15 protein-coding genes are annotated in these 13,414 nt (G+C 63.2%); 4 read left to right on the top strand and 11 right to left on the bottom strand.

The window, feature by feature from the left end:
* Window positions 1-4 precede the first annotated feature (4 nt).
* The 8 genes from ABT375_RS00800 to ABT375_RS00835 form a co-directional block, all read right to left on the bottom strand.
* Window positions 5-847, bottom strand: a complete 843-nt coding sequence (locus ABT375_RS00800; RefSeq protein ID WP_272799636.1) for a glycosyltransferase family 2 protein — start codon at window positions 845-847, stop codon at window positions 5-7.
* The gene (locus ABT375_RS00805) at window positions 844-1,434 is read right to left on the bottom strand and encodes a class I SAM-dependent DNA methyltransferase (protein ID WP_261935104.1); all 591 of its coding nucleotides are present in this window, start codon (window positions 1,432-1,434) and stop codon (window positions 844-846) included. Before ABT375_RS00805 ends, ABT375_RS00800 begins: the two co-directional genes overlap by 4 nt.
* Window positions 1,431-2,087 carry a PIG-L deacetylase family protein gene (locus ABT375_RS00810; RefSeq protein ID WP_261935103.1) on the bottom strand — a complete coding sequence of 219 codons (657 nt, stop codon included), beginning with the start codon at window positions 2,085-2,087 and terminating at the stop codon, window positions 1,431-1,433. The genes ABT375_RS00805 and ABT375_RS00810 overlap by 4 nt, the downstream gene beginning before the upstream one ends.
* Window positions 2,081-3,208 (bottom strand): acyl-CoA dehydrogenase family protein, encoded by a 1,128-nt coding sequence (locus tag ABT375_RS00815; RefSeq protein ID WP_261935102.1) that lies wholly within the window; start codon window positions 3,206-3,208, stop codon window positions 2,081-2,083. The genes ABT375_RS00810 and ABT375_RS00815 overlap by 7 nt, the downstream gene beginning before the upstream one ends.
* On the bottom strand, window positions 3,205-4,248 hold the full coding sequence (locus ABT375_RS00820; protein WP_261935101.1) for a glycosyltransferase: 1,044 nt from the start codon (window positions 4,246-4,248) through the stop codon (window positions 3,205-3,207). Before ABT375_RS00820 ends, ABT375_RS00815 begins: the two co-directional genes overlap by 4 nt.
* Entirely contained in the window at window positions 4,245-5,165 is a 921-nt protein-coding gene (locus ABT375_RS00825; RefSeq protein WP_261935100.1) for a glycosyltransferase, read from the bottom strand. The genes ABT375_RS00820 and ABT375_RS00825 overlap by 4 nt, the downstream gene beginning before the upstream one ends.
* A complete protein-coding gene (locus tag ABT375_RS00830; protein ID WP_261935099.1) occupies window positions 5,158-6,285 on the bottom strand; it encodes a glycosyltransferase in 1,128 nt (375 codons plus the stop codon). The genes ABT375_RS00825 and ABT375_RS00830 overlap by 8 nt, the downstream gene beginning before the upstream one ends.
* 76 nt (window positions 6,286-6,361) lie before the next feature.
* Complete coding sequence (locus ABT375_RS00835) at window positions 6,362-8,548, bottom strand: catalase (RefSeq protein WP_416463720.1); 2,187 nt, start codon at window positions 8,546-8,548, stop codon at window positions 6,362-6,364.
* A gap of 279 nt (window positions 8,549-8,827) precedes the next feature.
* Between ABT375_RS00835 and ABT375_RS00840 the strand changes: the two genes are divergently transcribed.
* From ABT375_RS00840 to ABT375_RS00850, 3 genes are read left to right on the top strand one after another with little or no spacing between them, the layout of a single operon-like run.
* Window positions 8,828-9,574, top strand: a complete 747-nt coding sequence (locus ABT375_RS00840) for a Crp/Fnr family transcriptional regulator (protein WP_261935097.1) — start codon at window positions 8,828-8,830, stop codon at window positions 9,572-9,574.
* Window positions 9,571-9,768, top strand: coding sequence for a hypothetical protein (locus ABT375_RS00845; RefSeq protein WP_261935096.1), 198 nt, complete (start codon window positions 9,571-9,573; stop codon window positions 9,766-9,768). The genes ABT375_RS00840 and ABT375_RS00845 overlap by 4 nt, the downstream gene beginning before the upstream one ends.
* Window positions 9,769-9,792: 24 nt before the next feature.
* A complete protein-coding gene (locus ABT375_RS00850) occupies window positions 9,793-10,005 on the top strand; it encodes a hypothetical protein (RefSeq protein WP_261935095.1) in 213 nt (70 codons plus the stop codon).
* A 436-nt stretch (window positions 10,006-10,441) separates the two neighbouring features.
* Here ABT375_RS00850 and ABT375_RS00855 read toward each other — a convergent pair whose 3' ends face one another.
* The 3 genes from ABT375_RS00855 to ABT375_RS00865 are packed head-to-tail and all read right to left on the bottom strand — an operon-like array spanning window position 10,442 to window position 13,019.
* Window positions 10,442-11,230, bottom strand: a complete 789-nt coding sequence (locus tag ABT375_RS00855; RefSeq protein ID WP_416463721.1) for an SDR family NAD(P)-dependent oxidoreductase — start codon at window positions 11,228-11,230, stop codon at window positions 10,442-10,444.
* A gap of 11 nt (window positions 11,231-11,241) precedes the next feature.
* Window positions 11,242-12,441: a zinc-dependent alcohol dehydrogenase gene (locus ABT375_RS00860; protein ID WP_416463722.1), complete on the bottom strand. Its 1,200-nt coding sequence runs from the start codon at window positions 12,439-12,441 to the stop codon at window positions 11,242-11,244.
* Window positions 12,441-13,019 carry an SRPBCC family protein gene (locus tag ABT375_RS00865; RefSeq protein ID WP_261935092.1) on the bottom strand — a complete coding sequence of 193 codons (579 nt, stop codon included), beginning with the start codon at window positions 13,017-13,019 and terminating at the stop codon, window positions 12,441-12,443. The genes ABT375_RS00860 and ABT375_RS00865 overlap by 1 nt, the downstream gene beginning before the upstream one ends.
* A 248-nt stretch (window positions 13,020-13,267) precedes the next feature.
* On the opposite strand from ABT375_RS00865, the gene ABT375_RS00870 reads away from it, so the two are divergent.
* Window positions 13,268-13,405: a hypothetical protein gene (locus ABT375_RS00870; protein WP_416463723.1), complete on the top strand. Its 138-nt coding sequence runs from the start codon at window positions 13,268-13,270 to the stop codon at window positions 13,403-13,405.
* Window positions 13,406-13,414: the final 9 nt, after the last annotated feature.

The following is a 13,414-nucleotide window of genomic DNA, read 5'->3' on the forward strand; positions in this document are numbered from 1 at the left end:
CTTATCAGTCGGGCCGGACGCGCGCCTGGGCGACTTCGTCAATAGTGGGCTGACGCAACAGCGTGATCCTGTCGCCCGCACGGGCAATGAGGCCCATCTCCTTAAAAGCCGCAAGCCAGCCCTCCATGGGCCAGACTTTCCAGCGCTGGTAAAACAGGCGAGCGTTCCGGACGATGTCCGCCAGATGCTGCACCGGCGGATCGAAACTATCATGATGTTGGTGGAAGGCGCCGGCGCCACCCATGAACAGCAGTGGCAGGCCGGCCTGTTTTGCGCGGAAACCAAAATCCGTGTCTTCGGCGCCATAGCCAGTAAAAGCTTCGTCAAAACCGCCTAGAGCAGAAAAGCGCGAACGGCGGATGGCAAAGACCAGCGACCAGAAAAGCCCGGCATTCTCCTCCACGCGAAATCCGCGCGCGGGAAATTGACGGACCGGGTGGCCCGTTGCCCGTGCCATCAGGTCGCCCTCATCCCAGTCCTTGCGCGCATCGTCGGGGCCAAGATACAGGACTTCGGCGCAAATCAGCGCGTCCTTATCGAGGGCAAGCGCTGCGATGGTATCTATCAACCGATGCATCGGGATGCAGTCTACATCGAGAAACAGCAGCGTATCGCCGCTTGCTGATCGCGCCGCCGCGTTACGTGCCGCCGCAAGGGGCAGGCCGGCCTGCGTCAGCCGCAGAATATGAACTGGGAAATGCATGCTTTCTACAACGACAGGAACGCGGCTGCCCATATCGACGATGATCAGCTCCCGCGGCGGGACCTGGCTTCGCCCGAGACCTTCGACCAACTGCGCCAGATGGCCCGACCGATCCTTGACGATGGTCAGCACGCTGAGGCTCATGACGCGTGTCGCCAAAGATCGAGGCGATAACGGTCGCGTCGTTCCGCCGCGACGACCAGGAGGGGCGCGTCAAGGGCATCGCGCATTTTCGCCACGGCCTCGTCCCCGCCCTGGGGATAGTCTGTCTCCCCGGTCCAATGGACCAGCAGCAAGTCGCCGCCCTCGGCAAGATGCGTGTCGATCCATTCCGCCGCTCGGCCTATGTCACCATCATCCCAATAATATACCACTTCGGACAGGATGATGAGGTCGAACGCGCTGCCGAGCGGCGCCTCGTCTGGGAAAGCCATGCGAGCAAAGGATATCTGATCGAACGTCTCGCACCGTTCGCGAGCCGCCTTCAACGCCGTTTCGCTAATGTCGATCGCCAGCAGCGCCCGGCAATGCTCGGCCAGTCCCCGTGTCAGCACGCCTTTGGCGCATCCGACTTCGAAGCCCAGTTCATAGTGACGGGAGCCGAGCGCCAGCAATGTGTGCGCATATTTTTCTCGTTCGTAGTCGCTGCTCTCCAGATCCCACGGATCGTCGGTTCCCCGGAACATCCCTTCGAAATAGTCTGCATCCAGGCTCGCCTCATGTCGCGTCACATCGACCTCCTCAGATAAAGCACATCGCTGGCGGGCATGCGGCGACGCTCCGACGGCAAGCGAAAACCGGGACCGTGCGCGGCGGTCAGCTGGCTGCGATGGGCATCCAGGGCATGGCGCCTTTGGCCAATCAGCATCGGCGCTGTGCGAATGGCAAGGCATGCCGGCGCGGCGGGCGCTTCGGCCCAGACCAGATATTCGGCGATCAGAAGGGGGCGTCCGACGATGTCCCGGACGGCATAGGCGAGGCGCGCGGCCGCTTCATGGTCGCAATGCGGTTCGTGCAGGGCTGTGACCGCCAGAGCATCGACCCGGCGGCGGCGGCAAATGGCGGCCAGCGCGCGCGCTGCGCGATCAAATTCCCGGCTGCCCGGCTGGGCGGGTGCGGCGTCCTTCCACCCCAGGTGGATCGGCGGCTGAGCGCGCGTGCCCGTCAGGCGCTGGAGCGCGGCCGCCCCTTCACGCTTGCGCCGATGCACCAGCGCGACGCTCAGGTCGGCATGCGATCCGGACCCGTCCGTCAGATAGACAAGGCCGGCGAACAGGCGCGCCTTAGCGGTCTGCGCGATCAGCGCGCCCGCGCCCAGCGTCTCGTCGTCAGGATGCGGCGCGAGCACGAGCCAGCGCAGTGGCTGTCGGGCGATCCTCACCATAAAGCATCGTCCGCGCCCCAGGCGTCATGGTCGAGCCATGCCAGCGCCGCTTCGTCCCGCGCATGATCGGGGCCGCCCTGCCGGAGATAGAGACTCAAATCCCGGATGATCTTGTCGACGCGCTGCCCATCCATGGCGCTGCGCGTGCCAATAATGCGCGCGGCGAGTTCCATGACGTCGAGCGCGGCACGCTCGACGATGCCGCGGGTCATCCGGGCAAAGGCCGGACCATCGGCATCTTCACGCGCCGCCCGCAACGCGCATTCGCGGACCCAGAGATAGGCGGTGCGCGTCGCCGCCACCGCATCGGCGAATTTTGCGCGTTGCAGCGGATCGCTCCGGGCGGCATCGGACATGGCGAGGCGCGTTTCCGTGAGCAGTGCCTCGACCCCGCCCAACTGGACTGCCGTGAACCGCCAGGCACCGGTGGTGAAACGCGGCTCCAGGTCATAATCGCCCGGCAGACCCAGGCAGTCCGCCGCCCGGACAGGCAGGCGGGTAAGGTCATAGGTGCCGCTTCCGGTCGCGCGCATGCCCCGGACCCGCCAGTGGGACAGGTCGGTGCGAGCGGGATCGTTGGCCGGAACGATCACCAGTCGTCGCTGGCCCTGTTGGGGCTGGGCCGTGACAATCGCATGGGCGAGACCTCCGGCGCCGGTCGCGAAAGATTTGGCGCCTTCGAGCAGTTGCTGGCCGTCCAGCTCCCGCAGCCGCACGCCGGGGGCAGGCTCGGTCGCCCAGACGCCATAGAAAGCGCCGCGGTCCAGTGCACGCCCGAGCGAGGTCTGTTGGTCAACCGAACCGAACCAGTCGAACAGGGCAAGCGCATTGACATGGCCTTCGTACAGTCGCCCTACGCTGAGGTCCGCACGGCCCACGATCCGCAGAACAGTCATCAGGCAGAGTGCGCGGGCGACAGCGTCCGCATAGGCGGCGCCACCGCTTGCATTGGGCGCGAAGCTGCGGTGCAGTCCGGCTGCAGCCAGGCATTGCATGCTGTCGGCCGGAAAGACGGGCGCGGCGTCATAGCGGGCGCCCAGTTCCGCAAGGCGGGGCGCGATGGCGGCGGCGCGGGCGGCCGGGCCGTCCGGGGCGGCCTTCAGATGCGGCGAAGAGATCATGCGGCGTCGGCCCTTTCGCCGATGTAGCGCCCTGCCAGGGCCGCCAGCCAGACCGCTGCCGCCTTGGCGCCCAAAGGATCATGCAGGCGCCGACGCACGTCCGATGGTATGGCCGCCTCTCGCTCGATGAGATCCGGCCACTCCACCGGCTGTGGCGACTGCTTGAGTACAATCGCAGCACCCAGTCTTTCGAGTGCTTGGGCCGTTGCAAACTGCTCGCCGAAGGGCCGGTCTTCAGGCAGGCAGATGAAGGACCGATCAGCCGCCAGCACCGCGCCGACCAGTCCATCGCCCGCCGCGCCTATGACGCAGGCGGCGCGCGCGATCTCGCTCGCCGGATCGTCAACCCATCCCGCGAAGATCAGGTTGGACGGGCAACGGGCTGGCGGCGTCACCGGACCGATCACCCGCCAGGACTTGTGGGGACAGGCACGCGCTGCATCGGCGATCCACGCGCTATTACCCGGAACGCCGCCACGCCCTACAACAATCAATATCCTGTCCGCTTCGACGCCAGCTTTGAAAGGGACAGGCGTGATGCCCGGCAGATAGCGCGTCTTCGCGCGCACCCAATCGGGCGTTTCAGACCGTTCGAACGTCTCGTGAAAGGGCGCCAGCAGCGCATGGGCGCTGGCGAAGGCTTGGGCATGCGGCGGATCGCTCCGATCGCCGTTCAACCGGACATAGACGACGGGCACCGATGCCAATCGCGCGAGCATCGCGATCTCGACCGAGACGTCCACCACCATGAGCGCAGGCCGGGCGACGGCGATCCACTCGCTCACCTTTGCGATTCGTGATCGTATGCCTTCATGATCGAGCGGAGCATAATGGAGCGCTTCTGGCCGGTCACCGGCGCCGTCCAGCCCGTCGAACCCTCCCGGTATCAGCCGATCGTCGCTAAGGTCGATCCCCCTGTCGCCAATGCCGGTACCCAGCAGGACGACCGGCCAGTCGCTCGCCGCCGCGATAGCGTTCGCCCGCGCCAGGTGACCCGCACCATGATGATGGACATAATAACCGATCGGCCGCCGCGTCATGCGGAAAGCTCCAACACCATATCGTGCGGCATGGGCGGAAGGAGCGGTTCGCGCCGGGCGATCAGGGCGTCGCCGTCGGGTCGCCCGCGCAAACGCTTGCGCCAGGCCGCGCGGCCGCGCCAATGATCGAGGGCGGGGGCAAGCGGCGGCGATCCCGTTTCGGCGCTTTCGAACATCTGATGCATGGCGTCGGCCATGCCCCCCTGCGCGCGTCCGTCCCGCCGGGGCGATACGAATGTCCAGACATCGGCAGGATGGGCGAGCCGGGCGCCCGTCTTGAGCGCCGCCGTCACCAGAGCGCGATCCTCGCCCGTCGGCAAAGGTGGCACACCGCCACAGGCGCGATAAAGGCCAGCCCGCATCGCGAGTGAGGCGCCGGTATGATCGCCATGGCGCGGCGCCGGATCCCAGGGCAACGGGTCGATATTGTCTTCGATCGCTCTGACAGTCTCCCAGTAGCGATCCCACGCAGTCCGCAAACGCCATACGGATGCGGGAAGAGGCTCATTCGGATCGACCTCGATCCGTCCACCGATCAGATCGGCTCCACGATCAAAGGCGGCGACGATCCTCGCCAGCCATTCGATCGGCGGCCGCGCATCCGCATCCGTGCTAACAAGGATTGCACCTGGATCGGCGGGCGCTATGGCTAAACCGGCATCCATAGCGAGCTTGCGTGCTGATCCGGCATGCGCCTGCGCGGGCGGAAATTCCGCCTGCACAACCCTGATGTCCAGCCGGCGGGCATGACGTCGTTTCTCCAAGTCAATGACGAGAAGGCTGTCGTCCGTCGTGTTGTTGATGGCCAGGGAAATGGGAATGACACCCGGCCATGTCTGTGCCGCCAGCGCGCCAAACAATATGGGCAGCCGGTTCGCCTCGTTGCGCGCCGGTACGCAGACGCATAGGTCAACCATGCAACGCGGCCCGTTCAGCGCCCAGATGCAAAGGCATGGCAATTGGTCTCGAGACGGTGTGTTGCTCCGCGCGGCCGATTTGCCGCCGGTAGAGAGCTTCGTAGCTGTCGACCATGCGTTCGGCGTCGCACAATGTTTCCGCCCGTCGGCGGCAATCCCGTCGATCGAGCGCCAATGCCGCCAATCCGGCTTCCGCGAGCGAGACGAAGTCATCCGGCACCGCCAGAACGCCGCATCGGGCGTCGAGAATTTCGGGAATGGCGCCCCGCGCGAACGCTGCCACCGGCACCCCGCAGGCCAGGGCTTCGGCCACGACCAGGCCATAGGGCTCGTCCCACATCGGCGTGCAGAGAAATGCTCGCGCTCCGCCGACCAGCTTGGCAAGATCCTCATGGGCCAGATGCCCGACATGCACCGCGTCGGTGCCCAGGGCTGGCGCGATCGAGGTGTTGTAATAATCCTCGTCCAGGATCGGCCCCGCGATCCGGAGCGGGAGGCCGATGCGTCGCGCCGCCTCGATCGCCAGATGCAGGCCTTTTTCCGGAACGATGCGGCCGTACCAGACCAGATAGCCTTGCGGGTCGGCACGATCGCGGAAAGCGAATTTGGCGAGATCGATCCCGTTCAATATGACGGCATCCGTGGGCGTCACATGGTTCCATAGCGTCGCGACCGACTGGGATACCGCCACCACCGCATTGTTGCGGGCCGCGCACAGGCGCAGGCCGCTCTCAAGCCAACAAAAAGGCGGCGTATGCAGCGTCGTGACCATCGGCATCGGCAGGCTGTCGGCCATGGCCACGGGCAGATAGTGAAGCGAATTATTGTGGATGATATCGAAGTCGCGATGCCGCAGGTCGGTCATCAGGCTGAGATAGGCATGATGCTCCCGGAAGAAGGCGACATCGATCGCTTCCGTCGTGCCGACCGCCATCATCGCCGTTTCCGCGCAGATCGCTTCCACGCCGATTGCCGGGTCGGACCGGGAAGAGGCGAATACCGTCACGCGATGACCGCGCTTGCGCAGGGATCGGGCTAGCAAATGGGTATGCATCTCGAGACCGCCAGCAAAAGGTTCGGCAATGGGATGCTTCAAATGTGCGATGATGCCTATCCGCATGCAGCGGGGCGCGCGAATGGGCGAAACGGGGGATGGCCCAAGGCCATCCCCGATTTGTCTGGATCCGTGCACGACGTCAGGCGGCAGGCTGCGCATCGAGATCGACGCCGAGTTCCCTGGGCCAATGGCGCAGCGCGCGGCAGGCGGCAAGGAAGTTCGCCGCATCCTTGACCGCGCCGAGCGGCAGACAGGCATCATCCATGTCGTCGGCGATGCCCGCCTTTTCGAACAACAGATGCGCCTCCGCGGTCAGGGCGATGAACTTGCAATGGGCGAAGGCGTCGGTCACAAAATCCTTGGCCGCTGCATCAATAGCCAGCAGCGCCGCCCCATCCTTCGATGCGACCACGGCGATGGCGTCGTACAGCACCGATGGTCCGCCATCGATTTTCTGCTTGGCCGCAACCATCGTACCGTCCGACAGCGTTACGCCGCTGATCTTGGGCGCTATCACCTCATAGACGGCCGCTTCTTTCTCCAACGCTTTGACGAGCGCATTGAAGATCGCGGCATCCGCGCCGTCCGTCAGCAATATGCCAAGCTTGCGGCCCTTGAAGCTGTCCGGCCCGTTCCTGACGATGCTGAGCGCGTCGGAAGGCGGCAGGTCCATGATCGTTGGCCGCGCGGCCTGCGCCGCTTTTGGCAGTGCAAGGCCAAGGCCGTCCGCGACCGTCGCCGCCAGCGCCTCGTCGATGTTAAGAAGGTGCGAAACGATGCGCGAGCGGATGTCAGGCCGCTCCACCTTGCTCAGTTCGAATACCAACGCGTCGCCGATATGCTTCTGCTCAATCGGCGTCTGGCTGGTGAAGAATTGCCGCGCCTGGCTGTAATGGTCGGCGAAGCTCTCCGATCGGACCCGCTGCCTGGGTCCATCGGCGGCTTCGGCAAAGCTTGTAAAGCCGCGCACCGGGTCCTCGCGCGGGCCGCCCTGCGCGGCGCCCCAGCTATTGGGCTCGTAGTTCGCACGCCCGACGGGGTTACGCATCGCCATATGTCCGTCCTGCTGGAAATGGGCCATTGGGCACTTGGGCGCATTGATCGGGATATGCGTGAAGTTGGGGCCGCCAAGGCGCTTCAATTGCGTATCGAGATAGGAGAAGTTGCGGCCCTGCAGCAGCGGATCGTTGGAGAAATCGACGCCCGGCGGGACATTATGGGTCATGAAGGCGACCTGCTCGGTCTCCGCGAAGAAATTGTCGACGACGCGATCCAGGACGAGGCGGCCGACGATGCGGACCGGCACCAGCTCCTCGGGGATCAACTTCGTCGCATCCAGCACGTCGAAATCGAAACTGTCGGCGAAATCATCGTCGAACAGCTGTACGCCCAGCTCCCACTCGGGAAAATCGCCTGCGTTGATCGCGTCCCACAGATCGCGGCGATGAAAGTCGGGATCGGCACCGTTGATCTTGACCGCCTCGTTCCACGCGACCGATTGCAGGCCCTGCTTGGGCTTCCAGTGGAATTTTACGAAGGTCGATTTTCCCTCCGCATTGACGAGCCGGAACGTGTGGACGCCAAAGCCCTCGATCGTCCGCAGTGAGCGGGGGATTGTCCGGTCGGACATGATCCACATGACCATGTGCATGGATTCCGGGGTCAGGCTGATGAAGTCCCAGAAATTATCGTGCGCCGTCTGCGCCTGCGGGAAATCGCGATCGGGCTCGGGCTTTGCGGCATGGATCAGGTCGGGAAACTTGATCGCGTCCTGGATGAAGAAGACGGGGATGTTGTTGCCAACGATATCCCAATTGCCCTCCTGGGTATAAAGCTTCACCGCGAAACCGCGCACGTCGCGCGCCAGGTCGGCCGAGCCTTTCGATCCCGCCACGGTCGAGAAGCGCACGAAAGCAGGCACGCGCTCGCCCACGCGCTGCAGCACGTCGGCGCGGGTCACGTCGCTCAGCGATTCAGTCAGTTCGAAATAGCCATGGGCACCGTAGCCGCGGGCGTGGACGACGCGCTCGGGAATGCGCTCATGGTCGAAATGGAAAATCTTCTCGCGGAAATGCACATCTTCCAGCAGTGTCGGGCCGCGCGAACCTTGTTTCAGCATATTCTGGTCGTCGGCGACGGGGATGCCCTGCGCGGTCGTCAGCACAGCCACGTCGCCGCCGGCGGTCTGATGAGTCTCGCCTCCCGTTCCCTGCGGCTCTGCAAAACTATCCGAAATGGCATCGGCCGGAGCGGCAGGCGGCGCCTTTGTGGGCGTTTCGCCGGAGATTTTGCCGGGCGCAGAAGCGGATTTTGAAGGCTTTGACATAAATGATCCTTAGGTTTCGGGGCTGCGCAAACCACGCCGGACGCGCAGGTGAAGTCGGCGAAGATATGGATCGAGCCTCCAGCGCAAAAATTGCGCGGATTTGATCCGAGAGGATGTGGAGAGAACAACCGACCAGCCGGCAAGTTGCGGTGGAATGGCGCATGTTAATCTGCGTCATGACGATTTGTTCGGGTCTGTCGGATAGAGCAGGCCGATGAGCCGTTGGCCATATGACGGCTAGCCCGCTATCCGACCCGTTCGACGAGTGAGACCGCGCCCGTGTTTACAGAAAGATTCTTGCGCGGCCGCGCCGGTGTTCATTTGGACCGTGAAGAACGCGTCGCGCTGGAAGGCGCTATATCGGAAGTACGAACGGTCGATGCACGCATGACCATAGTGCATGCTGGAGAAGCCTTGTCGCATAGCAATCTGCTGGTGGAAGGCTTTATGTGCCGGTATCTGGACGACCGCGAGGGCCATCGGCAGCTAGTCGCGATCCATGTACCCGGCGATTTCGTCGATCTCCACGCCTATCCGCTCAAGATACTCGATCATGACGTCGCGACCCTTACAGCAGCCACCTTCGCGATCGTGCCACATCGAACTCTCGATACCATCTTGGAGACTATGCCGGCGCTGTCCCGAAAGCTCTGGTTCTCGACCTTGCTCGACGCGGCTATGCACCGGGCCTGGCTCTTTCGGCTGGGGCGACTGGACGCGGTCGGACGGGTCGCGCATTTTTTGAGCGAAACAAACGTGCGTATGCAATCTGCAGGGCTAAGTGATGGACGGCGTTTCGCTCTGGGGCTGACGCAGACAGATTTATCCGAAGTGTGTGGCATCACCAATGTCCATACCAACCGCGTGCTGCGGCAACTTCGGGAGGACGGCCTTTGCGTTTTCCGCTCTGCTCTGGTCGAGATACAGGATGTTCCCGGCCTGGCCCGCCGCGGACAGTTCGATCCAGACTATCTCTATATCGACGGCGATCTCGCCATATCCCAACAGAAAAGAGCTCTTTCATGATCGCTAAATTCATTCCCGTTGGGACGCAGACAGAAGCAGGGCGGGCCAGCGTGGAGGAAGGCCTGGTCCTGCTGGACGGACCTGATGGCATCGCCGTCACCATGACGGCCTCGGCCGCGCTCGAAACGGGCAAACGTCTCGTCGAAGCCGCCAAGCTGGCCGGCGAGGAGAGCCGTCAGATCTCGCGAGAGTAAGGCCTACCGCGCAAGGAGATTGTCATGGAAGAAAATCGCCCGGGCCAACACCCCGACGCGGATCAGCGACCAGCCGGGCAGGGAGTCCACGAACGTGCCGCGCCGGTATCGCCCGCATCGCCACCAAGCGGCAAGGAGCGGGCGGTGATAGACGAGGCACAATGGCGCGCGGATCAGGATCGCGCAACGTCTCGCGCGACGGGCCATGGCGACCATAAGGGCGAAGACGGCTTTTAATGCCAAGCGTCTCGTGCCAGCTCAGCCGATCAGTAAGAACGTGATGCCATGCTAACACCGCTGGGCCAGCCCTAAAATACTCTGCAAGGCAGTGGGCAGCTTCCGACTGCTTGGGAGAACGCCAGATACTGCCGCAACTGTTTGGCATCGACATCACGGCACCTACCGATCGACCCATGATCTGGCGACAGATCGTCCAGTCTCGCTAAGCCATCAGCCGCGCGCTGAGGGTCAAATATTTGCTCTAGGAGCGGGCCTACGCCGTCGATGCCACGGAGGAGCGTGGCAACATGGCCCTGCAGTTCAAGCCTGTCAGGTGGAGAAAGAAAAGCCCCAAGCGATGGCTCTTATCTGGCCCTGACGCAGTAGGGCCGTGACATCGCCATCGACGCCAACTTCGCTTCACGAACTGAGACCGCGAAGCTTGGTGGCTTGATCAATCCTCGCTGGCGGAACCGGGCTCGGCCATTTTGCGATGCTGCTCCGCCAGGACTGCGGCAGGCGTGACATGCGCCAGGGCCGCTTGCACTTTGTTCTTCCATCCGGACACGATATGCGCCTCGCCCTTCATCAAGGCATCCCAGCCGTCGCGCGCGACGTCAGCCGGATCGCTCTTGCTTTCCGATGCACCGACGCTGGTGTCGAGCATATCGGCGCGATCGAAGAATTCGGTCTCGACCGGGCCGGGCATCAGCGTCGTGATCGTGACCCCCTTACTATCCTTGATCTCATTGCGGATCGCATCGGCGAAGCTGTCCACGAACGCCTTGGAGCCGTTATAGACCGCCTGGAAACTGCCAGGAATGAATCCGGCGATCGATCCGGTGATCAGTATCTTTCCGGCATCGCGGGTCACCATGTCCTTCAGTATCTTCTGAAGTAAATAGAGAGTGCCGGTGATGTTGGTGTCGATGACGCAACGCCAGTCGGCGACCTCCTGATCCAGGAATCCATGACCAAGGCCGCGCCCGGCATTCGCGCAGAGCAGATCGATTTGCCGGCCATTGGTCGCGGTCAGCAACTGGTCGACGCCCTGCAACGTCGACAGGTCCGCCTCCACTGACACGACATTGACGCCGTGCCGCTTGAAGTCCTCGGCCGCGGCATCGATAAGCGGCTCATCGGCGACGACCAACAAGTCATAGCCCTTTTCGGCGGCGATGGAGGCGAGTTCGAAGCCGATGCCGGTCGAAGCACCAGTGATGATCGCGAATTTATTGGCCATGATGTTTTCTCCTATTCCGCGGGACACGCGGCGGGTGCGAAATCGGGCTTGAGCACGATCTTCGTCACTTCGTTCTGGTTGTCGTGGAACATCTTGTAGCCTTTGGGCGCATCCTCCAGCGCCATGCGGTGCGAGATGAGGAATGTCGTATTGATCTTTTTCTCGACGATCGCATTGAGCAGCGCGGGCATATAATGCTGCACGCTGGTCTGGCCGGTCTTGAGGGTCAGGCCCTTTTCCATGAAGGCGCCCAGCGGGAACTTGTCGACGAAGCCGCCATAGACTGCGGGCATCGAGACGCGCCCACCTTTGCGACAGGCATGGATCGCCTGACGGATCGAATGGGTGCGGTCGGTGCCCAGGAACAGCGACGCCTTGATCTGGTCGACCACATTGTCGACGAAGAAGCCATGCGCCTCGAGCCCGACCGCGTCGATGACCGCATCGGGGCCGATGCCGCCCGTCATCTCCATCAGCGCCTCATATGTCTTGGATTCTTCGAAGTTGATTGTCTCGGCGCCGAACTTCTTCGCCAGTTCCAAACGATGCGGGAAATGATCGATGGCGATGACGCGCTGCGCCCCCATGAGGAAAGCCGACTGGACCGCGAACAGCCCGACCGGGCCGCAACCCCAGACCGCGACCGTATCCCCCGGCTCGATGTCGGCATTTTCCGCCGCCTGCCAGCCGGTCGGCAGGATGTCGGAGAGGAACAGCACCTCGTCGTCGTCCATGCCGTCCGGTATGACGATCGGGCCCACATCGCTGAAGGGCACGCGGACATATTCGGCCTGGCCGCCGGCATAGCCGCCGGTCAGATGGCTGTAGCCGAACAGGCCCGACATGGGCTGGCCGTACATTTCCTGGCCGATGTCCTGATTGTCGGCGGGGTTGCCATTGTCGCAGGCGGAATATTGATGCTTGCCGCAATGGTAGCAGCTGCCGCAGGCAATGGTGAACGGCACCACGACCCGCTGGCCCTTCTGCAGGGTTGATCTAGGGCCGGTTTCGACCACTTCGCCCATGAATTCATGGCCGAGAATATCGCCGGCCTGCATGGTCGGTATATAGCCGTCATAGAGATGCAGATCGGAACCGCAGATTGCGGTGGAGGTGACCTTGATGATCGCATCGCGCGGATTGAGGATCTCGGGATCGTCGACCGTATCTACGCGCACGTCATGCTTGCCGTGCCATGTGAGCGCGCGCATCAGGCCTTCTCCTCGTCGAGCTGTTTCTGGGTCCAGGCCGCGGTCGCGACCTCGCCTGTTTCCATCAATTGCTTGAAGCGGCGCAGGTCGCGCCGCGCCTGGATCGCCGGTTCGCGCTGGAACAGCTTGGCGATCACTTGGCCGATGATGCCGGCCGGCGGATCATAGGCGATGATGGCGGTGACGACCGTGCCACGGTCCCCGGCATCGCGAAACTCGATCCGACCGCTATTGGGCACGTTCGCGCCGTCGTCCGATGCCCAGGCGATGAATTCGCCGTCCCGTTCGTCGGTAATGGTCGCGTCCCACTCCACCGTCTTTCCGCCCGGGGCCTTGACCACCCAATGGCTGCGCGTGGGCGACAGCGTGTCGATCCGTTCGACATTGTCCATGAAAGCGGGGAGGTTGGTGAGGTCGCGCCAATAGGCGAACAACTCGGCGCGCTGCCGGTTGATCGTGACCGACCGTCCGATGATCGTGCTGTCCCCTTCGGGCGCATGGACTTGGGCAGCGGCGTCGCGCTGGCCTTCCCTGGTCTTGGCGGTTTCCAAAGGCGCGTCGTCTGTTGCAAGGGGCATGCGCTGTCTCCGATTTTTTGGACGAACGGTGAAGGCCGCCGCGCCAAGCGGCTTTGGCCGCCAACGATCCTCATTTGAATGCAGGATATGCTGCACAACGCCGACCTGGCCCGTTGGTCCCATCATGCGAGGTGAAATCTGCTTGATAGAAGTTAGACCGCTATGTCTCCGCCTACAGTTGGCACGATGCGGCGGAACGCAGTGTCCGATTCGCGCGTATTGCGTGCATCTCCATCCAAGAGGCATCCATGGCAACCGCGCCCACCAATGTGCGTTGTGTCCGGGCTCACCCCGTTCACGGCATCCTTTCCGCCTATCCGCTCGCCTTCTTCACCGCGGCATTCGTGGCGGACATCGCCTATGCCAACAGCGCGCAAATGCAGTAGGCCAATTTC

It is taken from the genome of Sphingomonas sp. VDB2 (assembly GCF_047946695.1).
In the GTDB taxonomy this organism is placed as follows: domain Bacteria; phylum Pseudomonadota; class Alphaproteobacteria; order Sphingomonadales; family Sphingomonadaceae; genus Sphingobium; species Sphingobium bisphenolicum.

Coding starts and splice junctions, on each gene's coding strand:
- ABT375_RS00800 (WP_272799636.1), bottom strand. CDS start 847: ATGAGCCTCAGCGTGCTGACCATCGTCAAGGATCGGTCGGGCCATCTG.
- ABT375_RS00810 (WP_261935103.1), bottom strand. CDS start 2,087: ATGGTGAGGATCGCCCGACAGCCACTGCGCTGGCTCGTGCTCGCGCCG.
- ABT375_RS00815 (WP_261935102.1), bottom strand. CDS start 3,208: ATGATCTCTTCGCCGCATCTGAAGGCCGCCCCGGACGGCCCGGCCGCC.
- ABT375_RS00820 (WP_261935101.1), bottom strand. CDS start 4,248: ATGACGCGGCGGCCGATCGGTTATTATGTCCATCATCATGGTGCGGGT.
- ABT375_RS00825 (WP_261935100.1), bottom strand. CDS start 5,165: ATGGTTGACCTATGCGTCTGCGTACCGGCGCGCAACGAGGCGAACCGG.
- ABT375_RS00830 (WP_261935099.1), bottom strand. CDS start 6,285: ATGCGGATAGGCATCATCGCACATTTGAAGCATCCCATTGCCGAACCT.
- ABT375_RS00835 (WP_416463720.1), bottom strand. CDS start 8,548: ATGTCAAAGCCTTCAAAATCCGCTTCTGCGCCCGGCAAAATCTCCGGC.
- ABT375_RS00845 (WP_261935096.1), top strand. CDS start 9,571: ATGATCGCTAAATTCATTCCCGTTGGGACGCAGACAGAAGCAGGGCGG.
- ABT375_RS00850 (WP_261935095.1), top strand. CDS start 9,793: ATGGAAGAAAATCGCCCGGGCCAACACCCCGACGCGGATCAGCGACCA.
- ABT375_RS00855 (WP_416463721.1), bottom strand. CDS start 11,230: ATGGCCAATAAATTCGCGATCATCACTGGTGCTTCGACCGGCATCGGC.
- ABT375_RS00860 (WP_416463722.1), bottom strand. CDS start 12,441: ATGCGCGCGCTCACATGGCACGGCAAGCATGACGTGCGCGTAGATACG.
- ABT375_RS00865 (WP_261935092.1), bottom strand. CDS start 13,019: ATGCCCCTTGCAACAGACGACGCGCCTTTGGAAACCGCCAAGACCAGG.
- ABT375_RS00870 (WP_416463723.1), top strand. CDS start 13,268: ATGGCAACCGCGCCCACCAATGTGCGTTGTGTCCGGGCTCACCCCGTT.